Genomic DNA, 26,451 nt, shown 5'->3' on the forward strand with positions numbered 1-26,451 from the left:
GGCATGATCGTGAGCAACACAACAACCAAGCGCCTAACAAGCGCCGACTTGTTCGCACTACCGCCGAGCAAGAAGGTAGATCGCTGGCTGTTCCAGGGCGAACTTCGAGAAAGCAAAGTGACTAAACGCAACCCGAACCACGCCGCCGCGGTAATGACCATCGGCGTACTGCTTGGTATTTGGCTCGCCAAACAACCAAAGCCTCGCGGGAAGCTCTACGGCGGCGAGGCGTACTTCCGGATCCGTCAAGATCCGGAAACGAATGTCGGAATTGATGTCGCACTCGCGACCCCGGAACAAGCCGCGGCAGTAAAGAAGAAATCGACGTTCGTGGACGGCGCGCCGCTGCTCGCGGTCGAAGTATTGTCCCCCAACGACAAGCACCAAGACATCGTCAACTCCATTGAGGAGTACCTCGACTGCGGTGTGAAACAAGTCTGGATTGTGGACACCACTACGGAGGCGGTGACCGTTCACCGAGCGAATGCCGAACCCGTTATGTACACACGCTCTCAGGAACTACCCGGCGGCGCCGACCTGCCCGGCTTCGTGTGCCAAGTCGCCGAAATCTTCGAGTAACGCTCATGACCGCTCCCTTCCCCGTCGCGTCACTGAGAGACTTCTACGCTTTCGAGCAGCACGTGAAGACGTGCCGCGGGCACCGCGGGCTGGACATGGTGCCGCAGTGGTATCAGGTGCCCGTCTTCTATTTCTCGAACCCGGTCGCGATCATCAGCAACGGCGACCCGGTCTGGGCACCCAAAGGGAGCGCAGCGCTCGATTACGAACTGGAACTCGCGTGCGTCGTCGGGAAACCGGCCCGCGACCTACCCGCTGATGACTCCGCGTTGGAGTGCCTCGCGGGGTTCACCATCATGAACGACTGGAGCGCGCGTGATATTCAGCGCGCGGAAATGGCCGTCGGCCTCGGCCCGTCCAAGAGCAAGGATTTCGCGACCTCGCTCGGACCACGGATTGTCCCGGTTTCCGAACTACGCGACGTCTACCGCGACGGCCGACTCCACGTCGAGATGACCGCGACCGTTAATGGCAAAGAGTATTCGCGCGGCAACGGCGGTAGCATGTACTGGACGTGGCCGCAAATCCTCGCCCACGCGAGTCGCGACACCGAACTGAAGCCCGGCGACGTGATCGGCAGTGGCACCGTCGGCACCGGCTGCATTTTGGAACTGACACCCGAAGTCGTGGGCGGTTGGCTAAAGCCCGGCGATGTGGTCGAACTCACGATCGAGCGCCTCGGCATCTTGTGGAACCCCGTTGTGGAGCGCCCGACATGACGTACCCCGAACACTTCGCCGCACTCGTGAGTCGCGATTCCGCACTCGGCGAACAGGTCGCGCCGCTCCGGAACCTCGAAGCGATTCTGAAGTGGGCGCCCGGCGCCGGCATCCCGTTCGCGGGCATCGACCTCGTGCAACAGGACGAGTACAGCTACGACCTGTACCTCCCCAGTAGTTTCAAGGCGTTGCGTTGGTTGTAAGTGTATTGTGTGGCAGGGTAATACATCGTGTGCGTGGGTATCGTGAGCGGATCCGTTGCGTGAGCCAGTCGAGCATCTCGGCCAACGGGAACTGGGCGACCCAGGCGGTCGGCGCGAGCCCGCGTGCCCGAGCGATCCGGAGCGTCAGGTACACCCACACCTGGCGCAACAGCAGGGCCACGCCCTCGAGCAGCAACCGGTACTCGGGGTTGGTGCTGGTGGTCCACCCGCGGGCCTGGTTCTTCTGCCGATAGCTGGTCTCGATCCCGAACCGCTCTCGGTACCGCCGGCGCCCCAACCGAGCCCGGTTCGCCTCCGACACGGCGGTCGCATCGCCCCACCCGCGGAACGCGTACACCCGGGCGTGCGATTCGCCCTTCCGTTGCCACACGAGCACCCGAGTCGATACCGCCTTGCGGCTCTTCTCGGTGACCCACTCCATGGTGGTGATGGTGCCGTGGGGTTGGGTGTAGCTGGCGTTGCGGCGGTTGGTACCGGTGCCCTTCTTGCGCATCGGGACCGTGTAGCTCAGGTTCCGTTCCTGCAACAGCAACAGGGTCTCCCCGCTGTCGAACCCGGCGTCCAGAACCACCCCGCGGACCGTGAGCCCGCGGGCCGCCACCTGGTCCAGAAGGGTCTGCACCTGCTGGTGCGGCTTGGTTCCTTTCGTCACGCTCATCAGCCCCACGGTGTACCGCCGGTGCTTGTGAATCAGTACCCCGGTGGCGTACGCGTGAAAGAACGAGGTCCCGGCCTTCTTGGGTCCGCCGATGATCCCCGGGGTGCTGCGATCCCCATAAAAGGGGACGTAATGCACATCGATGGCACACGTCCACCGGCGCCTCCGGTCCCGGCGCGTGAACCCCGCCACCTGGTGAAGGGCATCCACCAACCGGGCCGTGAGTTGGTCCCGGGAACCCCGGTTGGCGTGCATCGCCTGTCGCGCGGTCTCGTGGGAGAACCCGAAGTACCGGGTCACTACCGCGAACAACGTGCGGGTGGTGCCCGCGATCAACAGCACCAGGTCGAGCAACTGGGTGCGCGTGACCGACCGCTTGTAGTCGGTCCAACCCAGGGCCCGTTCCAACGTTCGGCGCGTCAGTGCGTGGACCACCGCCGGGGTGATCGTAGAGTAACCACGTCGCATGGGAGGCTCCCGTTCAAGTGCCTGAGAACCTTGAACTTAGGAACTCCCATGCGGCACTGCCAAATCACTTGAAACTACTGTCCCGCTCCCGGATTCGCGCTGGCTCGTCTTCGGCGTGTCGTGATTCGGTGAACTGGCGGCGGTCGCCGTCTGGGATCACCGCCCGAGTGCGGACGAACTGCTCGCCCGGCGGGTCGAACGGGGCTGGAAGCCGACGTGCTCGCTGCTCAAAGCGGGGCCGACGATTCTGGGCCACGCGGCCCTTCTCAGTCAAAAGCCGTAAGGTCGCAAGTCGTAAGATCCAAAGACCGAAACGGCAGATGCTTTGGACCTTACGACTTGCGACCTTACGACCTTACGACGAGGGCAGACAGACATGCCACACTATCTCTCCCGCGGCAGCGTTCCCAAGAAGCGCCACACCGCGCACCGCACCTCGCCGGGCTTCAAGAGCGAGGGCATCTACTACGAAGAGGTGATTACCACTCAGGGCTTTTCGCGCGCACACTCGATCGCGTACCACCTCAAGCCACCGACGCGCGTCAAGCACATCGAACCGGCCGGCACGATCGCCGTGGACGTCGCGGAGCAAGCGGTTCTGCGGCACCACCACCTGAAAAGCGGCACGATGCCCACGAAGGGCGATCCCGTGACGGGCCGCGTGCCGATGTTCACGAACGCAGACGTCACCATGTGGCGGTGCCGACCGGCGCAACCACAGGCAGAACTGTACCGCAACGCACTCGCGGACGAAGTGATTTTCGTTCACAAAGGGGCGGGCCGGTTACTCACTGCGTTCGGCGTGCTGCCGTTCAAACCCTTCGATTACGTCGTGATCCCGCGCTGCACGACGTACAAGTTCGATTTCGACCCGGGCACGCAGCCCGATCTCCTCGTGGTCGAATCGGCGGGCCAGGTGAGCGTCCCCGCGAAGTACCTCAACCACGACGGCCAGCTCCGGCTCGGCGCCCCCTACTCGGAACGCGACCTCCACGGCCCCACAGACTTGTTCGTCCTCGACGAAGAGAAAGACACGCCCGTTGTCATCAAGGACGGCCCCCGGTTGTCGCGTTACGTGCTCGCGAGCCACCCGTTCGACGTGATCGGGTGGGACGGCCAAGTGTACCCGTTCACGTTCAACGCGGACGACTTCGAGCCGATTACGGGCACGATTCACCAGCCGCCACCGATCCACCTCACGTTCGAGACGCCCGGGTTCGTCCTCTGCACGTTCGCGCCGCGGATGCTCGACACGCACCCGGACGCGATCAAAGTTCCCTATGCGCATAGCAACGTGGAAAGCGACGAGGTGCTGTATTACGTGCGCGGGAAGTTCGGCAGTCGGCGCGGAGTGGAAGAGGCATCCTTCACACTGCACCCGCACGGCATTCCGCACGGGCCGCACCCGGGTACCATCGTCGCCAGCCGCGACGTGAAGTGGACGGATGAACTCGCGGTGATGGTGGACACGTTCCGCCCGCTGTTCGTAACGAAACAGTCGCTGGAACTCGATGACCCGAAGTACCCGTACTCGTGGCTGGACTGAACGGAGACGCCTGTATGCTCGGTTTCCTGGTGCGCTGGAAGATCCGCTCCGCCGAGAAGAAGCTCGGGGAACCGCTCGACTACCTGCGGCAGATGCTCGACCACTCGCCGGGCGCGTTCTGGAAGTTCGCGAAGGTCGCGCAAGCCTCCGCGTACCGCAGCAAGCTCCCGGCGGCCCCGTTCCACGTCGCGCGCGTGGTCGCGGTGCGCCACCAGGATTGCGGCCCGTGCGTGCAAACGGTCATCAACCTCGCCAAAGCCGACGGTGTCGAACCCGCCATCCTGAAGGCCGCGTACCTCGGAAATGTGGACGCGCTGCCCGAATCGCTGCGCGACGTGTACCGGTTCACCGAAGCAGTCGCGGAGAACAGTGGAAATGAAGCCGAGTACCGCGACCGGCTCCAATCGGTGTTCGGCGAAGAAGCAATGGTAGAACTCGCGCTCGCGATCGCGCTGTGTCAGACGTTCCCCATCTTGAAGCGCGGGCTGGGCCACGCGAAGAGCTGCTCCCTGGTGAAAGTGGACGTCTAATCCGAAGAAACTCCACCCGCTCGTTGACACTCGCGGTTCGCCAGGAGGTTCGGGCGAACCGCGAGTGTCAACGAGCGGGTGGCACCAATCACCCACTCACCTCGTATCGCGGCCCCACTTCGCGGTAGAATCCCCCACTGGTTCACTTTCAAAGGGGGTTGATGTGCCCGACCGTGCCGCGCTGCTGATCGCAGTGGAAACGTTCTTCGAGGCCGGGCCGCTCGTGCAGTACGCGGCGGCCGATTGCGCCGAACTGCTCCGCGCGCTGCCCGCCGTCGGTTACGCACAGGAGCGCTGCACGCTACTCGCTGCGCACCGCACCACCAAAGCCGTGATCGAAGCCACGCTGAAGCGCCTGCCCAAAATCGTGGGCGACGCGGAATCGCTGCTCGTGCTGGTCGCGTCGCGCGGGTTCAACGTGAAGGGGCGCGGGTACATCGCGTGCGCGGACACGATCGTACCCGATCCGCTCGAAACGGCCCTCCCCGTCGCCGACCTCTTCGCGCAACTCAGCAAAGTGAAGGCGAAAGAAATCACGGTTCTTCTCGACATCGACCCGCTCACTATCGCGGAAAGCAAGTTGCTTCACCCGGGCCTCGACGACGCGGAACTCGCGGCGCTGCTCGACAAGTCGCCGAAGTGCGTGGGGCTGCTCGCGTGCGCGGAGGGCGAGCGCTCGTTTGAATCAGCTCAACTCCGACACGGGATCTGGCGGCACCACCTCATCGAAGCGTTCACCGGCAAGACGCGGAGCGGCGTCGGCAAGGACGGCGCGCTGACCGCCGCGGCCCTCCACGACTTCCTCGCGGACGCGGTCCCGCGCACGCTCCGCCGCACCTACGAAACGGCCCAAGAACAAACGCCGACGCTTTACGGCGAAGCGAACGGCGCGGTGGTGGTCGCGGAACTGGAGAAGCTGCTCGGGCCGGGCGGCGACCTGCTCGACCCGACCCGCATGAAGCGCGTCGTGTTCCGCTCCGAGAGCCGCGGGGAGGTCAAAAACCTCACGGGGTACCGCAAGGGGCAGCCGATCCCGGACCGCGCGAACGAGTGGGCGCGGAAGTACGTCAACCGCATCGCAACGGCCGACATCAAGGCCGATCTCGACAACACGTTCGACATGGTGCGCGAGACGTTCGGCTACAAGCGCAAAGACCTGGACGTCTCGGCCGAGCGCGACGGGCTCGGGTTCATCCGCACGCCGGACTTCGAGTACACGGTGTCGCTGAGCGTACACGAAGACGATCCGTCCGAGGTGCTCTGGCGGCGCGAAGTGAGCCGGCTGTCCGGTCCCGATTTCGTGCGCGGGGAGGGCTTCCGCAACGTGTTCGGCACGATGTTCGACAAACTCGTGTTCGAGTTCGCGGTACCAGTAGACGTGGCGGATTTCGTGGACCGTATCGAGGATTCGCCGCCGGAGGGCGTGAAGGTGAGCGTGGCGAGCGACTCGGGCGCGGCGGTGATCGCGCTGACCGGATTCGCGGGCAAGGTGAACGTCACCCGCAACGCAGTGACGATCGAGGGCCACGCCGGGAACCCGTCGAGCCTGATGGAGCAGTTCCTCGTGTTCCTGCGCAAGTTCGGCGGCTTGGGGGAACCTAAAGCGCTACCGAGCGGGGGTTGAATCAACACCGCGCTAACCGTCAAATCCCGGGTTCAATCCCGGGTGCCAAAGAACCACTCTGCTCGCTTCGTCTTCCGGCGGTAACTGATGACGGGACCGTCCTTTGCCTCGAACGTGATCGGGCGCACGCTCTCAACGAACTCGGGCTTCCCGTTCTTCAGCACAATCGGCGGCGACCCGAGGCACACCCGCAACCGGTCCTCATCGACGATCTCGTAGATCGCACGAACCTTCAGGTGCCGGCCGCTCGAATCCGTGTAAGTGAGGTCGAGCTCCTTCGGCGATTTACTCGGATCGATCGCGTACTCGAAGTCCTCGAACGTGTCACCCTGAAACTGCTCCGACCACGTCCCTTCCGAGATGATCGCGTGCTTCCGGCGCTGGCCGCGGTCCTCGGTCGCCTTGGGCGAGCGGAAGTCCACCACCACCCATTCGCCCAGAATGCACTGCGAATCGGGCGGCGTGCTGTCGGAACACCCGCAGAGCACAAAAAGCCCGAGAAAGAGGAGTCGGTTCATGTCTCAAGCATAGGTGACGATTATTCCAGCGGCGGCAAAATGTCCGGCTCCACCTGATATCCTTCCGCGATCGAGTTGGTGCTGTTGAACAGCCCCACAACGGCCATCACTTCTCCGAGTGCCTCGACGCCCAACCCGAGTTTGCGAACCGCCGCGGTGTGCGAGTTCACGCAGTAGGCGCAACCGTTGGTCGCGCTCACGGCCAGTGCGATGATTTCGCGCACCAGCGGGTCGAGTTTGGACGTTCGCCCGCACGCTTCCGGGTGCATGATCGCCTTCAACCGCGTCCACACGAGTTCGAGGTGGTCCGGGTTGGTGGCGAGCACGCGCCACAAGTTCGGTACGAAGGCGATGTTCTTCGTCGCTTTAATGTCTGCGAAGACCGCGGCGACCTTGCCGGTCGCGGCCTCTTCGGAAACGGGAGTTACGGTCGCGATGCGTCCGGCGGACATGGCACGGTTCCTTCGGGTACGAGGAGAACGGGTAGGCATTTCCTACGAACCCGCGCCGTACACTGTCAGTGGCCCTCAACCCTCCGCCCGCACGAGCCAATTCCTATGCGCTCTCTGACCTCTCGCATTGCCGTTTTTGCACTCACGGCGCTTTGCGCCGCGCCCCTATCGCTGCCGAACTCGGTCGCGGCCGACGAACCCAAGAAAGACGAGTGGGTGCCGCTGTTCAACGGCAAGAACCTCGACGGCTGGACGCCCAAAATTACCGGGTATGAGTACGGCGACAACCACGCGGACACGTTCCGCGTGGAGGACGGCATAATCAAGGTGCGGTACGACAAGTACAAGGAGTTCGACGGCAAGTTCGGGCACCTGTTCTACAAGGACAAATTCTCCCACTACCGGCTGAAGGTGGAGTACCGGTTCGTCGGCGACCAGTGCAAGGGCGGCCCGGGCTGGGCGACTCGCAACAGCGGCGTGATGTTCCACTGCCAGAACCCGAAGACGATGCGAAAGGACCAGGAGTTCCCGGTGTCGATCGAGGCGCAGTTCCTCGGCGGGTTGGGCAAGGGCAACCGCACGACGAACAACATGTGCTCCCCCGGCACGAACATCGTGGTGGACGGCAAACTCTACACGCCGCACTGCAAGGACTCGAAGTCGAAGACCTACAACGGCGACGTGTGGGTGACGGCCGAGATCGAGGTACACGGCTCCGGCACCGTGAAGCACTTCGTCGAGGGGGAGTTGGTGATGCAGTACGAGAAGCCACAACTCGACCCGAAGGACGCGGACGCGAAGAAGCTCATCAAGGACGACAAACTGCTGCTCGAAGAAGGCTACATCTCGCTGCAAGCCGAGAGCCACCCCGTCGAGTTCCGCAAGGTCGAGATCAAAGTGCTGAAGAAGTGATTGTGCCGCGAATCCGACGCGGAGTTCGTGGTAGTCCGCCAGGGGTTGCGCGTTGCTCCACCCCTGGCTACACTCCTACGCCCCATTCGGGGCTTAAAACCAACGCCCTCTTTAGCCCCGTAGGGGCGACAGATAGTAGCCAGGGGTGAAGCGCAGCGCAACCCCTGGCGGACTCCCGCGGAACCCGGCGGGCCGCAACCCCTGGCGGACTCCCGCGCAACAACTGGCGAACTCACAACACCGACGAATCGGAACAACGCCCAACGCCCCCTTCTCCGCCCTCCGCGCAGTTACCGAAGCGTTACACCTCCGCCAAGCGAATCCGCTTACAATTTCGTCGGATATGAGGAAGGGCCTCGTTGCCCGCGCCCGTATTCACGTTCGCTCCGGAGGTTCCGCGCATGTCACGCTCCTTCCGCTTCGCCGCGCTCGCGGGGTTCGTCGCACTGGCACTCGGCGCTGCGCCCCCGCTCTCTGCGGCGGATGTGCCCAAGCCCGCGGACGCGGCCAAGCCCGCCGAGGGCAAACCCATCGACATCGTCATCTGCCTCGACGTGTCGGGCAGCATGAACGGGCTCATCGACTCCGCGAAGATCCAGCTCTGGAACGTGGTGAACGAACTGGCGCGGATCAAGCCCACGCCGCAACTGCGGGTCGGCCTCTACGCCTACGGCGCGACCAAATACGAAGCGAAAAAGGGGTGGGTCCACAAGGAAGTCGATCTGACGGAAGACCTCGACGAAGTGTACAAAGCGCTCAACGCGCTCACGACCGGCGGCGGGGACGAATACGTCGCCCGGGCCGCGAAGACGGCCATCGACGAACAGAAGTGGAGCACCGAAAAGGGCGCGCTTAAGATCGTCTTCGTGTGCGGCAACGAGCCCGCTAACCAGGACAAAGAGGTTCCGCTCGACGACGTCGCGGCGCTCGCGAAGAAGTCCGGGATCGTCGTCAACACGATCTACTGCAAATACGGCCACGACCAGGAGATCCCCGCCTGGGCCGCGTTCTCCGAATCGTGCGGCGGGCGACACGTCAACATCGACCAGAACAAAGCCGCCCTGCAGGTCGTCGTAAAAACCGAGTTCGACGGGCAAATCATCAAACTCGGCGAAGACCTGAACAAGACCTACGTCGCCTACGGCAAAGAGGGTAAGGCGAAGGCCGAGAACCAAGTCGTGCAAGACAAGAACGCTGCGGCCGCGCCCGGCGTGGCAGGCGGCGCCCCGGCCGCGGCCATCGACCGCAGCGTGACTAAAGCCGGTGGGCTGTACCGCAACGCGACCTGGGATCTGGTCGACCGCATGAAGGAGAAGGACTTCGACATCACGAAGATCAAGGACGAAGACCTCTGCGACGAGTTGAAGAAGATCAAGCCCGAGGAGCGGCTCGCGTTCCTCAAGAAGAAGGCCGAAGAGCGGGCCGACCTCCAAAAGAAGATCGCGGACCTGTCCGCCCAGCGGCAAAAGAAGATCGACGAGGAACTCACCAAGAAACCGAAGAACGACGCCGAGAAAGCGCTCGACGAGGCGTTCAAGTCCGTCATCCGCGACCAGGCAAAGGCCAAGGGCTTCGAGGTCGCGCCGGAGAAGAAGTAATCCGAATCGCGTGAAAGAGTTGTTGTTTTGTAGCCGGCCTCTGTGTGGTCTGAGGTTTTGCCCTCTCCCCTTGCGGGAGAGGGTGGTGAGGCTTTGCGAACCGGGTGAGGGGTCGTCGCCACACCCAGGAAGTAACCCCTCACCCCGCCGCGAAACGCGACGGCCCTCTCCCGCAAGGGGAGAGGGCACAAACCCAAAGCAGAATCGTTGCTCACGTTTGCAATCTGTTGTGTGAGGCCAAAACCTAAGTAGGCCGGGGAGCACCAGCCCTTGGAACCGGTGACAGAAAAGCCGCCCGAGAACCCGGAAATGTTAGCGATTGTTAGCCCGAGGCGGTGGCAAACCTCGCATTCGCCCGGCGAAAACGCTCTCCCTGCTCCGCAGCGCCCAAATGTTAGCAATTGTTAGCCCCGCCGATATCCGACCCTCGAACCCACCCGCGATCCCCGATTCACCCTTCCCGTTCCGAGGCCCACCATGACCCGCTTCGCGCTCGCACTGGTGCTCCCCCTCGCGCTCGTGAGCTCCGTTCGCGCGGTCGATCCGCCGACCGGGACGTGGGCCGCGAACGCGGACGGTACGAAGGGCGACTTCATCATCAAAGAGATCAAGGACGGCAAAGTGACCGGCTCGATGCTCGGCACCGATTTCACCGGCACCTGGAACGGGAAGGCACTCGTGTTCGCGGTCGGTGCCAGCACTTACGAAGCCCACCTCGTCACCGAACCGGGCGAGAAGGACCAAACCAAGTACACGCTCACCGGCACGCGGTTGCAAGGCGAGCGCATTCCGAGCCGCGTCGCCATTCACGCCGTCAAGACCGGCTGGTACGCCCAAATGACCGCCGCCACACCCGTGCCGCAGGGCGAGATCGCGGCCGAGATCCGCGGCGTGCTGGTCCTCGACGGCACCAGCGCCTACGTCTCGGTGAAGCGCAAGACCGGCTCCGAGATCGAGGAGACGCGCGTCTGGGTGCATGCGAGCGAGGGCGAGTGGAAGACGCTCCCCAAGGTGCTCGCGCCGCTCAACGGCAAGGAAGTAACCGTCACCGCGAAGCTCGCGCAAATGACCAACAAGGGGGCATCGCTCCCCGAAGGCGCGCTGTACTTCCTCGGCCGCTTTGAGCCGAAACTCGCCGGCGCGAAGTAAATCGGAACCTCTGATCCCGGGATCGCGTGTCGCCCCGCGGTCCCGGGATCGCCAAACAACCTCTCTGGAGTTCGTGCCCATGTTCCTCCGGTTCTCGATCCTCGCCTTCGGGCTCGTCGCCTTCGCTTCGGCCGGGAAATCCGCCGACGAGAAGGGCGACCCCGTGAAGCCCGCGCCGAGCAAAGTAACAGCCGTCACGGTGTACGCGAACACGGCCCTCATCACGCGCGAAGTCACGGTCCCGGAAGCCGCCGGGCTCGCGGAAGTGGTCGTCTCCCCGATGCCGCCGCAGACGATGCAAAGCTCGCTCTACGCAGAAGGCAACGACAACATCCGCGTGCTCAGCGTCCGCTACCGCACCCGGGCGATCGCCGAGGACACCCGCGAGGAGGTCCGCAAGATCGAGGGCGAAATCAAGGCGCTCCAGACGAAGGCCCAAACCTTCGAGTCCGATCTCAAGGCGATGGCCGACAACCTGAAGCTCCTCGACAAGCTCGAAGGGTTCACCGCGAAGTCGCTCGACAACCTCACCGACAAGGGCCAGCTCGACCCGGAAAAGATCATCGCGCTGGCGAAGTTCGTGCAAGAGGACCGCGCGAAGCGCGTCAAAGAGCAACTCGGCGTCAAGCAACAGCTCGAAGACGTGCAGGTGAAAATCGCCTTCGCCCAGCGGCAACTCGCCGAGCGGTCCAACGGGTCGGTTCGCACCGAGCGCGACGCGGTCATCCTGCTGGACAAGAAGCCCGGCGCCGGGGCGGTGAAGCTGAACTACCTCGTGGGCAGCGCGTCGTGGCGCCCGCAGTACAAGTTCCGGGCAACGGGTAAGGACAAAGACCCGGTCGTGGCCGAGTACCAGGCCGCGATCGACCAGCGCACCGGTGAGGACTGGGTGAACGCGCTCGTCACGCTGTCCACCGCGCAGCCGCTCCTGAACGCGGCCCCGCCGGACCTCAAGGCCCTGTCGGTGAACATCAGCCCGATCGGAACCGTCGCGGCCGCCGCGGTCGACCCGGCCACGGGCATCCCGGTGCCCGCGAAGCCCGCATCCCCCGGTTTCTCCGGTGCCGGCGGACCGGGCGGGGTGGGCGGCGGAATGGGCGGGATGCCCAGCGCCACCGAGTACGCGAAGGATCTCGACAAGCTCTCGAAAGACCTGCGGGCACAAGTCGCTCAGAACTACCGCGAGAAGAAAGATCAGGCGGCCGGCGACCTCGCGAACAACGCCGCGGCGCTGGAGCAGTTCCGCGACCTGTTCTCCGGGAAGGAAGAGCTGACCGCGGCCGCGGCTGCCCCTCCGGGCGCCGCGGGCGAAGGGCCGAGCGTCACGTACAAGCTCGCCACCCGCCTCACCATCCCGAGCCGCAACGACGAGCAGGTGATCGAGATCGCCAAGATCGACCTGCCGCCGAAGTTCTACCACAAGGCCGTACCGGTTCTAACGGCCAACGTGTACCGGCTCGCGGACCTCACCAATAACAGCGAATACGTCCTGCTCCCGGGCGACGCGACCATGTACCTCAACGGCGATTTCGTGGGCCAAACGCGGCTCCCGCTGGTCGCCGCGGGCAAGCCGTTCACGGTCGGGTTCGGCGTCGACCCGCAACTGCAGGTGTCGCGCCTCCTGGTGGACAAGACGCGCACCACACAGGGCGGCAACCAGGTGCTCACGTTCAAGTACCGCATCATGCTGTCGAGCTACAAGCCGTCGCCGACGCCGGTCCAGGTGTGGGACCGCACCCCGCACGCGGAAACGGCCCAGACGATCGCGATCAATCTCACGAACCCGAAGCCGGAGCTGAGCGCGGACCCGCTCTACGTCCGCGACGAGAAGGGCCGCGGGCTGCTCCGCTGGGACGTGACCATCGACCCGAAGCAGAACGGCGAGAAGTCCCTGTTCATCGACTACGAGTTCAAAATGGAACTCGACAAGAACGTGAACATCGGCGGGTTCCTGGCGAAATAAGTAATTCGTGCGAGCGTGAGTGAAAGGCAGAAACCCCGAGTAGCTACAGGTTTCCGTCTTTTACTCACACTTATGCCCACAGCGCACATTTACCCGCGCGCCAAACAAGATCTGTCAAACGAAATGCCCCCGTCCGTCGTCTTACTAGTGGCTCCCAACAGACGCCGCACACGGGTGATTCCATGCCGAAGGCACGCATCGTAGTGGTGGAAGACGAGCCGGCCATTCGCCGGGGCGTGTCCGACGCTCTCCGCTTGAGCGGGTACGAAGTCACCGAAGCAATCGACGGCGCCATCGGGCTGCGCGAGGCCGCCTCCGCCGGCGTCGACCTGGTGCTGCTCGACATCATGCTCCCCAAGCGCGACGGGCTGGAGGTGCTGAGCGAACTGCGCCGCACCAACCCGACGCGCCCGGTCATCCTGCTCACCGCGCGGGGCAGCGAGGACGACCGCGTGCGCGGGCTCAAAATGGGCGCCGACGATTACGTCGTCAAACCGTTCTCCGCGAAGGAACTGATCGCCCGCGTCGAAGCGATCCTCCGGCGCACCATGCGGGCGGTGCCCGACGTGCGGCTCGTTGAGATGGGCGGGGGGATGATCGACCTCCTGCGCCGCGAGATCCGGTGGAGCGACAGCACCCGCGCCGACCTCTCCGAAACCGAGGCCGCGCTGCTCAAGTACCTGGTGTGCAACCGCGAGCGCGCGGTGTCCCGCGAGGAACTGCTCTCCCGCGTGTGGGGGATCGGGACCGCGGGCCTGGAAACGCGGGCGGTCGACATGCACATCGCCCGGCTGCGGGCCAAGCTCAAAGACCCGCACGGGGGCGAGGACCAGCCCGACGCCATCGTCACGGTGCGGGCACACGGGTACATGGCCGGTCCCGCCCTGGCGGTGCCGGAAGAGGCCACGAGCCTCAAGTCGTAAGGTCATCAAGTCGCAAGGTCGAAACCCTCGGGTCGTTCCCGGACCGCGCGACGTTCAGCGGAGTGCGCGATGTCGCGGCGGCTACTCGGTCCGGTCGGCGGACCGGTTGTGTTCTTCCTCGTCGCCGCCCTGGTGTTCGCCGGGTTGGGCTGGGTCACGATCGTCGCGCTGCGCGTCGAGCGAGCCCAGCGCGAGGCCGCCGCACAAGCCGAACTCGGGAACAACCTGCGCGTCGCGCTCTGGCGCCTCGACGGGCGCATGCTCCCGGCCCTGGGCGTCGAGGACAGTAGGCCGTTCTACCACTACAGCCCGGCCGACCCGCTCTCGGGTTCCACCACCGGCCCCACACCGCTCCTGGCCGCGCCGCTCCCGGACTGGATGAAGCTGCACGTCCAACTCGACCCCGCTACCGGCTGGGACTCGCCCCAAGTCCTCGCGCCCGACGCCCGGGAGCGCGTGCAGAGCGCCTGGCCCGATCTCCCGCTCCGCAACGACACCCCGGACCGCGCGGAGGCGCTGCGGGGCGTGCGCGCGAAGTACCCGGCGAGCACCACCTGCGAACTGCTCGCGGCCCGCGACCGCGCCATCCCGGACGACTCCCCGCCGTTCGCGGCCGCACTGTTCACCAACAACGCGCTCCAGCAGTACGCGATCCCGAGCGCCCCGATCTCGCCGCCCAAGCCCCCACCCCCGCCGGAAATGGGGCCGATCAGCGGGCTCCCATCCACCCCCGCGCCGGCCGACCCGAGCCCGAACACGTTCCGCATGTTCGGGTGGGAGTTCAAACCCCGCGAAGCGCTCGCCGGCAACCAACTCGACAACAGTAAAGGCCCGAAGAAGGAATCCGTGCCCCCACCGGGGGGCGGTTCTCAAACCCCCGGACCGCGGGCGCCCGGTGCGGGCGGGAACGGTGGGCGCGGCGGGTTCACGCAGGCACTGGACAAAGACAATGACCGCGGGCTGAACGATTTTCTAAACCGCGCGCAGACCAGCCAGCGCGCGATCCAGGATTCCAAGAACGCGGGCAGCGACCCCATGTACGGGAAGGGATACACGCAGAACAACTCGGTGCTGAACCCCGACCCGAAGGCGCCCGCGAACCTCGTCACCCCGCTCGGCGGCGCGCCGGGCGGTCCCGGCGCGGGCGGTCCACCAGCACAACCGGGAGGCGCCGGCTCGGGTGGGCCGGGCGGGTTCCCGGGGGCACCTGGAGGCGGAAAAGCGGACGGCGACAAGGTCAAAGAGGGCAAGGCACTGACGCCAGCCGTGCCCGCAAAACCCGGTTCATCGTCTCCCCCCGACAAGTTGAGCGAGTCCAAAGACACGAGGCCCGCGAAAGATTCCGACCCGCTCAAGAAGAGTTCGGAAGACTCGATCTCCGAGAAGCTCGCAAAGCTGCGCGCGCAGCTCGATCGCCGGATCGCGCTCGACGAGATCCAGGAACTGCGCCGCAAGCAAGCGAGCCCGGACGCGCACCCGCTCGTCGCGGCCGCGTGGGGCGTCGCGGGGGCGGTGTACCTCACCGGGAGCCCGGCGCGGCCGGTCCCGCCCGCCGAAGAGCACCCGACGCCGACCAACCCCGGCAACGGGATTCCGAACACCCCGTCGCTGGGCAACACGCTCGCGGGTCCGCCGGCGATCAACATCCACCTCGGATCGATGCGCCCGCAGTGGATCACCGCGACCGACGGGTCCGAGACGCTCGTCCTCGTGCGGGTCGCGAAGCTCGACGCCAAGACGATGTACCAGGGCGTGGTTCTCGACTGGCCGAAGCTGGAACTGGTCCTGAAGGACGAGGTAAGCGACCTGTTCCCGGACGCGAAACTGGTTCCGGTGAAGAACGCCGACGGCGTTTCGCCCGACCGCGCGATGACCGCCCTGCCCGTGCAACTCGACCCCGGCCCCGCGCCCGAACTGCCGCCCGCGGGGTGGACCACGCTGCGCCTCGGGCTGGTGCTGGCGTGGATCGCGGCGTTCATCGCGTTCGCGGCGGTGGGGCTGAGCGGGTGGTCGCTCATCGACCTCGCCGAGCGCCGCATCCGGTTCGTGTCGGCCGTCACGCACGAACTCCGAACGCCGCTCACGTCGCTGCGCCTGTACCTCGATCTGCTCACGAGCGGCATGATTCACGACGAAGCGAAGCGCCAGGAGTACCTGAACACACTCGCGACCGAGTCCGACCGGCTGCACCGGCTCGTCGACAACGTACTGGACTTCGCCAAGCTCGAGAAGCGCCGGAAGAACGGCGACTTCAAGCCGATCCGGGCCGGCGAACTGCTCGACCAACTCGACCGGACGTGGACCGAGCGCGTGCGCGCGGACGGCAAAGAACTGGTGATTGTCTCCACGCTCCCGGCGGACCTGGAGGTCTGCACCGACGCGGCGATGGTTCAACAGATCATCGGGAACCTGATCGACAACGCGCGGAAGTACACGCGCGACGCGGGCGACGGGCGCATCTGGCTCTGGGCGAAGCCGGACGGCCCCACCCGCGTGGTGTTCGAGGTCGAGGACCGCGGAATCGGCGTGCCGGCCGGTGAGCGCAAAACGATCTTCAAGCCGTTCCGCCGCGGCGCAAGCGCGGATGCTGCGGCCGGCGGCGCGGGACTGGGCCTAGCGCTCGCCAAGCAGTGGGCCGAGGTGCTCGGCGGCACGGTCGCGTACCGCCCGGCCGACGGCGCCCCGGGCTCGTGCTTCCGACTGGAACTCCCCGCGAAGTGATTAACCGCCCCGGAGAACGCAAATGAAGCTCGGCCCCCTCGTGCTCGCGCTCCTCGCGGCTTTCTTCGCCTGTCCGTTTGGAACTGCGGCCGACGAACCGAAGCGGGAGCCGAAACCGCGGTTCAAGGGCGTCGAGGTTTACAGTTGGAAGGACGATAAGGGCACCTGGCAGTTCGCGATCATGGACGGCACGAACCGCAACAAGACTGAAAAAGAGGTGAAGACCGCGCCGACGGTTTACGCGGGCACGGACAAGTTCACCGCGGCCCTGAAGCTCCTCGCGGAAAACGAGATGGTGTTCTGGAGTCACCGAATCCAGGGATTCGAGTTCCCGCCGAAGGACGATTTGAAAAAGATCGACGGGGCCGCGAAAGCCGCGAAGATTCAACTCGAGCGCGCCGAGAAATGACATGTTCAACGGTACTGTTTGGGAACTCGGACTCGGCACCGAAGTCATCTCCACAATTCGCGAAACGAGTTACGAGTCCCCTTGGACTTACGGCGAACTCAACAATCCAGCAAAGTTCGATCGCTTTCGAGTCTATTTCGGGTCTGATGAAGATTGGCCCGAATCGGCCGAATTTGAGGCCCTACTTAATGAGATCCGAAGCAAGGGTGGCTTTTGGCTACGCGACACTGCGAGCAATGAGCAATTAAACAACGTTTACCCAATCAACCACGACGGCGCATCGGGAGTGTGGTTCCGTACTCATCGCTAACCAACTTTTGCGTCGCTTTTCGCGATAGTTTGCCGCATACAAGGTTCTCCTCCGTAACTGATTCAAGAGTGCCCTCACCGCAAACACGCGAACTCCTTTCTCCCCCGGAACGTACCGAATACCGGGCGCGGCCCCGGGCGCGCGCCCGCGCGCTGCCGTAAGGCGAGCCCGGCCGTAGAATCAGGTGCGTGACGCAACCACCGGCACCAATGACCCTCCGCGACGTGCAGCAACGAATCCGCGCCCTGTTCGGAGCGAAGGACGGGAAGCGCGGCGTTGAAGGCACGTTCATGTGGTTCATGGAGGAGGTCGGCGAGCTGTCGGCCGCGCTCCGCGACCCGTCCGCGGACCCGGACAACCTCCGGTTGGAGTTCGCCGACGTGCTGGCATGGCTCGCCACCCTCGCGAACATTGCGGGCGTGGACCTCGAAGACGCGATGCGGCGGAAGTACGGCGCCGGCTGCCCGAAGTGCAGCGCCACACCGTGTGTGTGCGGCGCCGCCAAACCGTGAGTTCGGCCCTCCTCTCGCTCGCGGGGGGAGCAAGAAAGAAGTCGAGACGATTCATGCCAACGGCGGCCACCATCGGGCGCACTCTCGCGGCCGCGTTCACGTTCCTGGTGTTCACCGCGCCCGCCGGCGCTAAAGATAGTGTGAAGATTACCGGCGTATCGGTCGGGTTCCCGACCGGACGCGACGACGCGCGCGCGGCGAAGTTCGGCGCGTGGGCACCGGTGTACGTTCAGTTCGAGGCGCTCGGCGAAGTCACCGAGCCGGCGGAACTCGTGATCGAGGCCCCGGACGCGGACGAAACCACGACCACCTTTACGGTCCCGCTGAACCTCGCGACCGACCGCGCGGCGATCGGCTACGTGCGCCCGGGCGGGTCCACGAGCGAGGTCACTGTCACGGTGCGGACCGCGCGGGGCGGTGCAATCTCCGAGCCGTTCCGCGTGCGCGTGCGCCCGCACGAGGCGCTCCAGTACGTTGTGCTCGCGCTCGGCGGCGCACCGGCCGGGTTCGAGCTCCCCAAGCCCGCGGGGGCGGGGGCCGAAACCGCTCCCCTTCGTGGGGGGCGGGTCGAACTCGCCCACATCGCGAGCGTCGCCCAATTGCCGGACCGGTGGTACGGCTACGACGGTGCGGACCTCGTCGTGCTGAACACGGGCACGGCGGCCGACTTCCTGAAGCAACTGTTCGGTGACGACGCCCCCGCCCCGAACAAGCAGAAGCGCGAAGCGCTCATCGAGTGGGTGCGCCGCGGCGGGCGCCTGGTCACGTCGGTCGGCTCGAACGCCGCGCTCGTGGCGCAACTTCCCGCGCTGAAGCCGCTGCTCCCGTTCGCAGTACGGGGGGACGAGCCCGCCCGACAGGTCGACATCGTCGGGCTCGTCTGGTCCGCCGGTTCGGGGCTGGCGAACACCGCGAGCGCGGCGCTGACCGGGCGCGGGGCGCGCTTCCCGCTGGCGAACTTGGTGCCGCACCCCGGGCGCGCGGCGCGGGTGCTGATCCCGCCTCCCGGCCAATCCGGGTCCGAGCGCCAGGCGCTCGTGGTGCAATCGGCGCTCGGCCTCGGGCGCGTCACGGTGGTCGGCTTCGATCTGGACGGTTCCCCGTTCGCCGAGTTCTCCGCCCGCCCGGACTTCTGGGACTTCGTGCTGCGCGAGTGCGGCGCGAACCGGGCCTCCAGCGGCGGCGACGGCAAGGCCCGGCCGCCCGGCACCGTGACCGAAGACGAGGACTCGGCGGCGGTCGCGCTGCGCGTCCACAACGACACGTTCGACGGCGTCCCCGTGGTGTCGTTCGGGTGGGTCGCGCTGCTCATCGCGCTGTACATCCTGCTCATCGGCCCGGTCGAGTATTACGTCCTCAAGAGGTTCTTCGGGCGGCTCGAACTCACGTGGGTCACGTTCCCCGTCATCGTGCTAACGGTGTGCGTGTTGACCTACGTCTCCGCGTTCGCGGTGAAGGGGCGCGACCTGAAGGTGAACAAGATCGACGTGGTGGACGTGGACCCGTCGTCGGACCGGATCTACGGGACCACGTGGTTCACGGTCTTCAGCCCGCGGATCGATTCGTACTCGATCGGCGTCACCCCCGGTGCCGGGTGGGGGGCCGAGGACCGGCCCGAAAGTACCGCGATCACGTCGATCGGTGCGCCGCGCTCCGGGCGCGCCGGCGTCACCCGCCGCAAGTACGGGGTGGGGGCCAACGGGCTGGAGAACGTGCCCATTCAGGTGTGGTCCACGAAGGCGTTCTCCGCGAACTGGTCGGCCCAACTGGACCGCTCCGCGGCGCCGGGCCAACAGCCGCGCCGGTTCGAGTCGAACCTCTTCCACCCGCCCGGTGACCGCACGAAGGTGCTCGGCAGTTTCGGGCACAACCTGCCCCTGCCGGAGCTGACGGACTGCGTCGCGTTCTACGCGGGAAATGCGTACCCGCTCCCGGGCGACGTGATCGTTCGCGGCGGCACCGTGCGCCTGCTTCTCGATCAGGGCACCTCGGCGACGCAGTGGCTGCAAAAGAACGCGGGGCTCGATACCCTCCTGGTCCGCGACCCGGCCTACGCCCAGCGCCCGGGGCCGAAGACTGCGCCGCGCCAGCAACAGCAGCAAACGGCGCTCGCCGGTCCGCTCCCGCTGATGGGAATGCTGTTCCACGAGGGCGCGCTGAAGAACGACGAGGGCGTGATCGCCGGGAACGCCTCGCTGCGGCGCCTGGACCAGTCGTGGCGGCTCGCGGCCGACAACCGCGACGAGGTGATCGTCGTCGGCCGCGTCGCCCCGCCGCTCGGCCCGGCGGAAGAGGTCCTGACCGGCCCGAACGCGCCCGCGACGCTGTGGCTCAAGGGGCTGCCCGGGTCCGGCGAGCGCCGGCCGATCCCCGGCACCGCCCGACAAGAAACATGGGTCCGATTTTATCTTCCGGTTCGCTAGACCGACTTCGGGAAGAGTGCAACGGCCCGAACGAGCCGTGACCGCTAAGGGAGGCGCCTCCCGCTCCCTTGCGGTCGCGGCTCGTTCAGGCAAAACGGAAACCGACTAACTCCAAGTTCCACGTTCCAATTCGCACGGAGCGCCCGGCCCCAAGGGGCAAACCAAAAAGGCGCGCGTTGGATCAGTTCTGGAACTCGAACGGGAAGCCGCCGAACAAAAACTTGGAACTCTGGAACTTGGAACTCACGCCATGATCGAGTGCCGCGACCTGACGAAGAAGTACGGCGAGTTGTTCGCGGTGGACCGGCTCTCGCTGAAGCTGGCGCCGGGCGACGTGTACGGGTTCATCGGCCCGAACGGGTCCGGCAAGACCACCACGATGCGGATGCTCGCCACGCTCCTGAACCCCAGTTGGGGCGAGGCGACCGTGTGCGGGCACTCGATCTACACCGGGTCGACGGAGATCCGCCGCGCGATCGGGTACATGCCGGATTTTTTCGGCGTGTACGACGACATGAAGGTGACCGAGTACCTGGAGTTCTTCGCCGCCGCGTACCGCATCCAGGGCGCGGAGCGCAAGAAGAAGGTCGAACAGGTGCTCGACTACGTCGACCTCGGGTACAAGCGCGACGCGCTCGTGACGAGCCTGAGCCGCGGGATGACGCAGCGCCTCGGCCTCGCGCGCGTGCTGCTCCACGACCCGCAGGTGCTCCTCCTCGACGAGCCCGCGAGCGGCCTCGACCCGCGCGCGCGCATCGAAATGCGCGAACTCATCAAGCGCCTGCGCCAGGAGCAGAAGACGATCATGCTGTCGTCGCACATCCTCCCGGAACTGGCCGAGATCTGTAACACGCTCGGCATCATCGAGCGCGGGAAGCTGATCTTCAACGGCACCGTCGAGGAGGCCGAGAACGAGGTCCGCAAGCTCCGCGGCGGGCGGGCGTTCTTGGTTTCCGTCGGCGAGCGCAACGCCGAGGCCGCCAAAAAGCTGAGCAGCTACAAGGAGGTCGCGAGCGCGGACCTCGACCCGAAGGCGGGGGCCGTCCGCGTGGCGCTCCGCGGCGGGCAGGACGACGGGAGCTTCATCCCCGAGCGGCTCATCGCCGACCGGTTCAAGCTCCACAGTTTCCGGGAAGAGGAGATCAACATCGAACACATCTTCCTCACCATCACGAAGGGGATCACGAGCTAGCGCGGTGCCCGACCGGGGGCGGACGAAGTGCTCTCGCGTCCGCATAACGACAGTGCCAGGGCGCCCCGTTTCTGGCTGACCACTGAACACCGAATACTGAAAACCATGCGCATTCTCGTCACTGGTGGGGCCGGGTACATCGGCTCGCACACGGTTCGGTACCTGCTCGCGGGCGGTCACGAGGTGACCGTGTTCGACAGCCTCGAGTACGGGCACCGGCAGGCGGTCCCGGCCGAAAATCTCGTCGTCGGCAACCTGCGCGACATCGACCACGTCGACCAACTCATGGTCGTCAACCGGATCGAAGCGGTCGTCCACTTCGCGGCGTTCGCATACGTGGGCGAGTCCGTCACCAACCCGGCGAAGTATTACACGAACAACCTCATTTACTCGCTGCAGTTGCTCGACCGGTGCCGGCGCAACGGCATCCAGAAGTTCGTCTTCTCCAGCACGTGCGCGACCTACGGCGTACCGGACCGGGTGCCGATCACGGAAGACGAACCGCAACTCCCGGTGAACCCCTACGGCAACACGAAGCTCGCGTTCGAGCACGCCCTCTCGGACTACGCCTCGGCCCACCCGTTCGGGTTCTGCGCGCTGCGGTACTTTAACGCGGCCGGCGCCGCCGAGGACGGCGCCATCGGCGAGGACCACACCCCGGAGACGCACCTCATCCCGCTGGTGTTCGCGGCCGCAACGGGTAAGATCCCGCACGTCACCATTCTCGGGACCGACTACCCGACCCCCGACGGCACCTGCGTCCGCGACTACATCCACGTGAACGACCTCGCCGCCGCGCACACGCTGGCACTGGACAAGATCGCCCCCGGGTCGAAGCTCGCGTACAACGTGGGTCTCGGGCGCGGGTACAGCGTGCGCGAGGTCATCGCCACCGCGGAAGACGTGACCGGTCTAAAAGTGCCGGTGAAAGAAGGGCCGCGGCGCGCCGGCGACCCACCGGTACTCGTCGCGAGCGCGGACAAGATCCGGCGCGAACTCGGGTGGTCGGCGAAGTACGACACCCTTCGCGCGATCCTCGAAACCGCGTGGCGCTGGCACAAGGCGCACCCGAACGGCTTCGGGGAGTAAGCTCCCGCGTCCCGGACCTCATCCGCCACAACACCGAAGCGCGCACCGCAAACGGCTGCGCGCGTTCCTTCGTCGCAACCCAAATCGAACCGCCCCGAGCGTTCCAATTTTCCGTCGCTACTTTCTGCCGCGGGCGGAGTTTAATCCCTTTGCGTCCGTTCGCCTTCTGTGGTTAGATAGTCCTAACCTGCCGGCCCCTCTCCCGCCCAATCACAACCAAACCGATCAGCAACCATGAGCGCCGAACCCGTGGAAAACGACGTTGCGATGATCGAGAAACTTCGGGCCGCGCACCAGAAGTTGAAGAAAGAAATCGGCAAGGTCATCGTTGGTCAGGAAAAGGTGGTCGACGAGCTGCTCATGGCGATCTTCTGCCGCAGTCACGCGCTGCTCATGGGCGTGCCGGGGCTGGCGAAGACCCTCATGGTCTCCACGCTGGCCCAGGCGCTCGACCTCGGGTTCAAGCGCATCCAGTTCACCCCCGACCTGATGCCGTCGGACATCACCGGCTCCGAGGTGATCCAGGACGACCCGGTGACCCGGGAGCGCATGTTCAAGTTCATGGCCGGCCCGATCTTCTCGAACATCGTGCTGGCCGACGAGATCAACCGGACCCCGCCCAAAACACAGGCCGCGCTCCTCGAGGCGATGCAGGAGCGCAAGGTGTCCATCGGCGGCACCGACCACCCGATGCGCAGCCCGTTCTTCGTGCTCGCGACGCAGAACCCGATCGAACAAGAGGGCACCTACCCGCTCCCCGAGGCACAGTTGGACCGGTTCCTGTTCCTCATCAAGGTCGATTACCCGACCGACGCGGAAGAGGAGCAGATCATGCGCATGGGCACCTCGGACACGAAGGTGACCGTGAGCCCGGTGCTCAACGGCGAGGACATCCTCGGGCTGCAGCACATCGTGCGCCGCGTGCCCGTGTCGGACAAGGTGTTCCACTTCGCGAAGCGGATCACCCGGCTGTCGCGCCCGGGCACCCCGGAGGCCGCGGAGTTCGTGCAGAAGTGGCTCACGTGGGGCGCCGGGCCGCGCGCGAGCATGAACCTGATCCTCGCGGCGAAGGCCCACGCGCTCCTGCGCGGCTCGAACCACGTGGCCGGCGACGACGTGGTCGCGGTGGCCACGCCGATCCTGCGCCACCGGCTCATTCTCAACTTCGCCGCGCAGAGCGAGGGCGTTACAATCGACGAGGTGATCCGCCAACTGGTGAAGACCGCGGCGAAGGCCGTGGCCGCTTGACCTCGGTGCCCCCGGACGCGAGTCCGGGGGTAATGCTCCCAACCCATACCCCCGGACTCGCGTCCGGGGTTCGCCTGTGAGCCGCGATGCCGAGCTACCTCGATCCCCAAATCCTGGCCCGCGCCGAAGCCCTGGGCATGAAAGCCCGGCAGGTGGTCGAGGGGCTGCGCGTCGGGGACCACAAGAGCCCTTTTAAGGGGTTCTCCGTCGAGTTCGTCCAGCACCGCGAGTACGTCCCCGGCGACGACATCCGGCACATCGACTGGAAGGGTTACGGTCGGTCCGAGCGCTACACGATCAAGCAGTACGAGCAGGAAACCAACTTCCTGTGCCACCTGCTGCTCGACGGCAGCAACTCGATGCGGTACGGGCGCGGGGGCACGAACAAGCTCGAGTACGCCAAGCTCCTGGCCGCGTCCGTCGCGTACATGACGATCCGCCAGCGCGACAGCGTGAGCCTGCGCGTCTTCAACACCGCGTGGGCCGCGGAGCTCCCGGCGAGCAGCTCCCTCGCGCACATCAACGCGATCGCGCACACGCTCGAGGATACGCAGCCGCGCGACCGCACGAGCATCGGCCCGCTGCTCGACGAAGTGGCCGACCGCATCGCCCGGCGCGGGATCGTGTGCCTGATCTCCGACTGCCTCGAGGACCTCGACCCGATCCTGGCCGCGCTGCGGCACCTGCGGTTCCGCGGGCACGAGGTGATCCTGTTCCACGTCCTCCACCCGGACGAGGTGCAGTTCCCGCTCGACGGCAACGTCCGCTTCATCGGGCTGGAGGGGTTCGAGGAGCGGATGACGCGCCCGCACCTGCTGCGCCCGGCGTACCTGCGCATCGTGAAGAAGTACCTCGCGGACATTCAGCGGGGCTGCGACGGCAGCGGGGTGGATTACGTGCGGATGATGACCGACCGACCGCTCGACGTGGCACTGTCCGAGTACCTCGTGCGCCGGCTGCAGATGGGGCGCCGATGATGGAAGAACCTACCCCCCCGTCCCCACTCCCTGAAGGGAAGGGGGAGAAAGAACTGTCGGCCGACGTCGCCTCAAGCACGGCGATTTCGCGCGCCAGCTCCCCCTTCCCTGCCAGGAGGGGGTCGCAGGGGGAACCCGTGGGGGGTTCTCCCTCACAAGGGGCGAGGGGGGACGGGGGGGGAGGTTCCTCCCGTCGGCGCTTTGCGATCGTGGCCGCGGTCGCCGGTGTGGTCGCGGTCGCCGTGTGGTACTTCGCGATCCGCACGCCCGAGCCGCGTGACGACTTCGGCCGGTTCCAGGGCGAGTGGAAATTGACCGTGGCCGACCGCGCGAAGCAGGCCCCGATCACGGTCCGCGTGTCCGGCGACAAGTGGACCTGGTTGGTCGGAGGTACGGACCAGAAGCGCTACGCGATGGCGCTCCGCCCGGACACGAGCCCGAAGGAAATCGACCTCACGCAACTGGCACCGGACGACTCCCCGCAACAGGAACGGCGCGACGGAAAATTCGTGCCGGTGGTCCTCCGCGGGATTTACACGGTCGAGGGCGACAAAGTGAAAGTGGTGACCGCGCCGAACCCGCACCCGCGCCCGACCGCCTTCGACGCGACCGACGGCCCCCCGGTCTGGGTGCTCGAGTTACAGGGTAGATAGCGCCGTGCGTTGCGCCGTACTCGTGCCGTTCGTCGCAATGGTCGGAACGGCGTCCGCGGTGCGGGCACCCGGGCACCTCCGGCGATCAAGAAGAAGCGCTCAAAAACTTCAGCGGCGGGGACGGGGGAACGATCGCGTCGCTGACCTTTACCCGCGTCAAGAAGTGAGGAACCCGGCCATGCGCAAGCCCATCACGTTCGCGCTGCTCGTTTTCGGCGCCGCACTCGGCGGGGGGTGCGCGCGGCTGACCGAACCGAACGCGCGCTCGGCGGACGTCAGCGCCGACCACAAGAAGCTCCAGGGCGCGTGGCGCATCGACACGTTCGACAACGGCCGGACCAACCGCCCGGAGGCCGAAAAAACGCGCGACCTCGAGGACCTGAAGTACGTCCGGTTCCAGTTCGAGGGGAACCGGATGACGATCCTCGACAACGGGCGCGAGGAGTTCACAACGCGGTTCGCGCTCGACGAAAAGCAGGACCCGAAGGTCATGGCGCACCTCCGCGCCAGCGCGGACGAACCGGCGCGGGGCACCGCACGCGGCACGACCCGCAGCACCTTCCGCGGTACGTCGCGATCGGGCGACGCCCCGGCATCGCAGGACCCGAACACGTGGAAGTGGATCTACAAGTTCGACGGGGACGCGCTCGTCGTCGCGTTCACCCGGGACGACAAGAAGGCGCCCCCGAAGGAGTTCAAGGCGCGCCCGGACGTGTCCGAGCCGGGCAAGCCCGACGTGTCCGGCGTCGTCCTCATGACGCTGAAAAAGGTGAACGGGGACGTGCCGGGATCGTTCAGCGGCACCGCGCGCTCGGGAACCTCGCGCGGCACCTACCGCAGCACGTCCCGGGGCACCACTAAGTGATCCGAGGCGTGCCGTCGAAGCGCTGTGCTTAATTGGTGCGTTTGGTCTTTTGTTTGGTGGCACCGACCAGAGGCCGGTGTCACCAGCAGAATACGCGAGTTTTTGACGCAGCGCCATCGAAACGGACGGCGCAATCGTGTGACCCACAAAAACGGTCCTGAACCAGTTGCCCAACCCGTGAAGCCGACG

General features: G+C 65.8%; 25 protein-coding genes. 22 read left to right on the plus strand and 3 right to left on the minus strand.

Going from position 1 to position 26,451, the window contains the following annotated elements; all coding sequences use genetic code 11:
- The first annotated feature begins 9 nt into the window (after positions 1-9).
- The 3 genes from J8F10_RS18150 to J8F10_RS18160 are packed head-to-tail and all read left to right on the plus strand — an operon-like array spanning position 10 to position 1,501.
- On the plus strand, positions 10-579 hold the full coding sequence (locus J8F10_RS18150) for a Uma2 family endonuclease (protein WP_210656011.1): 570 nt from the start codon (positions 10-12) through the stop codon (positions 577-579).
- A gap of 5 nt (positions 580-584) precedes the next feature.
- Positions 585-1,298 (plus strand): fumarylacetoacetate hydrolase family protein, encoded by a 714-nt coding sequence (locus J8F10_RS18155; protein ID WP_210656013.1) that lies wholly within the window; start codon positions 585-587, stop codon positions 1,296-1,298.
- The gene (locus J8F10_RS18160; RefSeq protein WP_210656015.1) at positions 1,295-1,501 is read left to right on the plus strand and encodes a hypothetical protein; all 207 of its coding nucleotides are present in this window, start codon (positions 1,295-1,297) and stop codon (positions 1,499-1,501) included. Before J8F10_RS18155 ends, J8F10_RS18160 begins: the two co-directional genes overlap by 4 nt.
- On the opposite strand, the gene J8F10_RS39050 is transcribed toward J8F10_RS18160, so the two are convergent.
- The gene (locus J8F10_RS39050; RefSeq protein ID WP_246522717.1) at positions 1,479-2,648 is read right to left on the minus strand and encodes a transposase; all 1,170 of its coding nucleotides are present in this window, start codon (positions 2,646-2,648) and stop codon (positions 1,479-1,481) included. The genes J8F10_RS18160 and J8F10_RS39050 overlap by 23 nt on opposite strands.
- A gap of 376 nt (positions 2,649-3,024) precedes the next feature.
- Here J8F10_RS39050 and J8F10_RS18175 point away from each other — a divergent pair, with 376 nt between their 5' ends.
- From J8F10_RS18175 to J8F10_RS18185, 3 genes are all read left to right on the plus strand, one after another.
- Positions 3,025-4,194 carry a homogentisate 1,2-dioxygenase gene (locus J8F10_RS18175; RefSeq protein WP_210656017.1) on the plus strand — a complete coding sequence of 390 codons (1,170 nt, stop codon included), beginning with the start codon at positions 3,025-3,027 and terminating at the stop codon, positions 4,192-4,194.
- A 14-nt stretch (positions 4,195-4,208) separates the two neighbouring features.
- On the plus strand, positions 4,209-4,724 hold the full coding sequence (locus tag J8F10_RS18180; RefSeq protein ID WP_210656018.1) for a hypothetical protein: 516 nt from the start codon (positions 4,209-4,211) through the stop codon (positions 4,722-4,724).
- A 163-nt stretch (positions 4,725-4,887) separates the two neighbouring features.
- Complete coding sequence (locus J8F10_RS18185; RefSeq protein WP_210656020.1) at positions 4,888-6,348, plus strand: caspase family protein; 1,461 nt, start codon at positions 4,888-4,890, stop codon at positions 6,346-6,348.
- 32 nt (positions 6,349-6,380) lie between these two features.
- Here J8F10_RS18185 and J8F10_RS18190 read toward each other — a convergent pair whose 3' ends face one another.
- Both J8F10_RS18190 and J8F10_RS18195 read right to left on the minus strand, forming a co-directional pair.
- Complete coding sequence (locus J8F10_RS18190; protein ID WP_210656022.1) at positions 6,381-6,866, minus strand: TIGR03067 domain-containing protein; 486 nt, start codon at positions 6,864-6,866, stop codon at positions 6,381-6,383.
- Positions 6,867-6,886: 20 nt separating this feature from the next.
- Positions 6,887-7,303, minus strand: a complete 417-nt coding sequence (locus J8F10_RS18195; RefSeq protein WP_390891145.1) for a carboxymuconolactone decarboxylase family protein — start codon at positions 7,301-7,303, stop codon at positions 6,887-6,889.
- 120 nt (positions 7,304-7,423) lie between these two features.
- Between J8F10_RS18195 and J8F10_RS18200 the strand changes: the two genes are divergently transcribed.
- The 16 genes from J8F10_RS18200 (at position 7,424) to J8F10_RS18275 (ending at position 26,262) form a co-directional block, all read left to right on the plus strand.
- Positions 7,424-8,230 (plus strand): 3-keto-disaccharide hydrolase, encoded by an 807-nt coding sequence (locus J8F10_RS18200; protein ID WP_210656026.1) that lies wholly within the window; start codon positions 7,424-7,426, stop codon positions 8,228-8,230.
- A gap of 401 nt (positions 8,231-8,631) precedes the next feature.
- Positions 8,632-9,828, plus strand: coding sequence for a vWA domain-containing protein (locus tag J8F10_RS18205; protein WP_210656028.1), 1,197 nt, complete (start codon positions 8,632-8,634; stop codon positions 9,826-9,828).
- A 477-nt stretch (positions 9,829-10,305) separates the two neighbouring features.
- Positions 10,306-10,977 (plus strand): hypothetical protein, encoded by a 672-nt coding sequence (locus J8F10_RS18210; protein WP_210656030.1) that lies wholly within the window; start codon positions 10,306-10,308, stop codon positions 10,975-10,977.
- Between the two features lie 79 nt (positions 10,978-11,056).
- Positions 11,057-12,940 carry a DUF4139 domain-containing protein gene (locus J8F10_RS18215; protein WP_210656032.1) on the plus strand — a complete coding sequence of 628 codons (1,884 nt, stop codon included), beginning with the start codon at positions 11,057-11,059 and terminating at the stop codon, positions 12,938-12,940.
- Positions 12,941-13,122: 182 nt separating this feature from the next.
- Positions 13,123-13,863, plus strand: coding sequence for a response regulator transcription factor (locus tag J8F10_RS18220; RefSeq protein ID WP_210656034.1), 741 nt, complete (start codon positions 13,123-13,125; stop codon positions 13,861-13,863).
- A gap of 69 nt (positions 13,864-13,932) precedes the next feature.
- Complete coding sequence (locus J8F10_RS18225) at positions 13,933-16,584, plus strand: sensor histidine kinase (protein ID WP_210656036.1); 2,652 nt, start codon at positions 13,933-13,935, stop codon at positions 16,582-16,584.
- 22 nt (positions 16,585-16,606) lie between these two features.
- On the plus strand, positions 16,607-16,993 hold the full coding sequence (locus tag J8F10_RS18230) for a hypothetical protein (RefSeq protein ID WP_210656037.1): 387 nt from the start codon (positions 16,607-16,609) through the stop codon (positions 16,991-16,993).
- Between the two features lies 1 nt (position 16,994).
- Positions 16,995-17,303: a hypothetical protein gene (locus J8F10_RS18235; protein WP_210656039.1), complete on the plus strand. Its 309-nt coding sequence runs from the start codon at positions 16,995-16,997 to the stop codon at positions 17,301-17,303.
- A 209-nt stretch (positions 17,304-17,512) separates the two neighbouring features.
- On the plus strand, positions 17,513-17,815 hold the full coding sequence (locus tag J8F10_RS18240; RefSeq protein ID WP_210662018.1) for a MazG nucleotide pyrophosphohydrolase domain-containing protein: 303 nt from the start codon (positions 17,513-17,515) through the stop codon (positions 17,813-17,815).
- 53 nt (positions 17,816-17,868) lie between these two features.
- The gene (locus J8F10_RS18245) at positions 17,869-20,238 is read left to right on the plus strand and encodes a hypothetical protein (protein WP_210656041.1); all 2,370 of its coding nucleotides are present in this window, start codon (positions 17,869-17,871) and stop codon (positions 20,236-20,238) included.
- Positions 20,239-20,488: 250 nt separating this feature from the next.
- Positions 20,489-21,430 (plus strand): ABC transporter ATP-binding protein, encoded by a 942-nt coding sequence (locus J8F10_RS18250; RefSeq protein ID WP_210656043.1) that lies wholly within the window; start codon positions 20,489-20,491, stop codon positions 21,428-21,430.
- Positions 21,431-21,535: 105 nt separating this feature from the next.
- Positions 21,536-22,519 (plus strand): UDP-glucose 4-epimerase GalE, encoded by a 984-nt coding sequence (gene galE / locus J8F10_RS18255; RefSeq protein ID WP_210656045.1) that lies wholly within the window; start codon positions 21,536-21,538, stop codon positions 22,517-22,519.
- A gap of 234 nt (positions 22,520-22,753) precedes the next feature.
- Positions 22,754-23,767 carry an AAA family ATPase gene (locus tag J8F10_RS18260; protein ID WP_210656047.1) on the plus strand — a complete coding sequence of 338 codons (1,014 nt, stop codon included), beginning with the start codon at positions 22,754-22,756 and terminating at the stop codon, positions 23,765-23,767.
- Positions 23,768-23,853: 86 nt separating this feature from the next.
- Complete coding sequence (locus tag J8F10_RS18265; protein WP_210656049.1) at positions 23,854-24,744, plus strand: DUF58 domain-containing protein; 891 nt, start codon at positions 23,854-23,856, stop codon at positions 24,742-24,744.
- A gap of 209 nt (positions 24,745-24,953) precedes the next feature.
- Positions 24,954-25,397 carry a TIGR03067 domain-containing protein gene (locus J8F10_RS18270; RefSeq protein ID WP_210656050.1) on the plus strand — a complete coding sequence of 148 codons (444 nt, stop codon included), beginning with the start codon at positions 24,954-24,956 and terminating at the stop codon, positions 25,395-25,397.
- Between the two features lie 178 nt (positions 25,398-25,575).
- On the plus strand, positions 25,576-26,262 hold the full coding sequence (locus J8F10_RS18275) for a TIGR03067 domain-containing protein (protein ID WP_210656053.1): 687 nt from the start codon (positions 25,576-25,578) through the stop codon (positions 26,260-26,262).
- Positions 26,263-26,451: the final 189 nt, after the last annotated feature.

Origin of the sequence: Gemmata palustris, assembly GCF_017939745.1 — a bacterium.
GTDB classification, from domain to species: domain Bacteria; phylum Planctomycetota; class Planctomycetia; order Gemmatales; family Gemmataceae; genus Gemmata; species Gemmata palustris.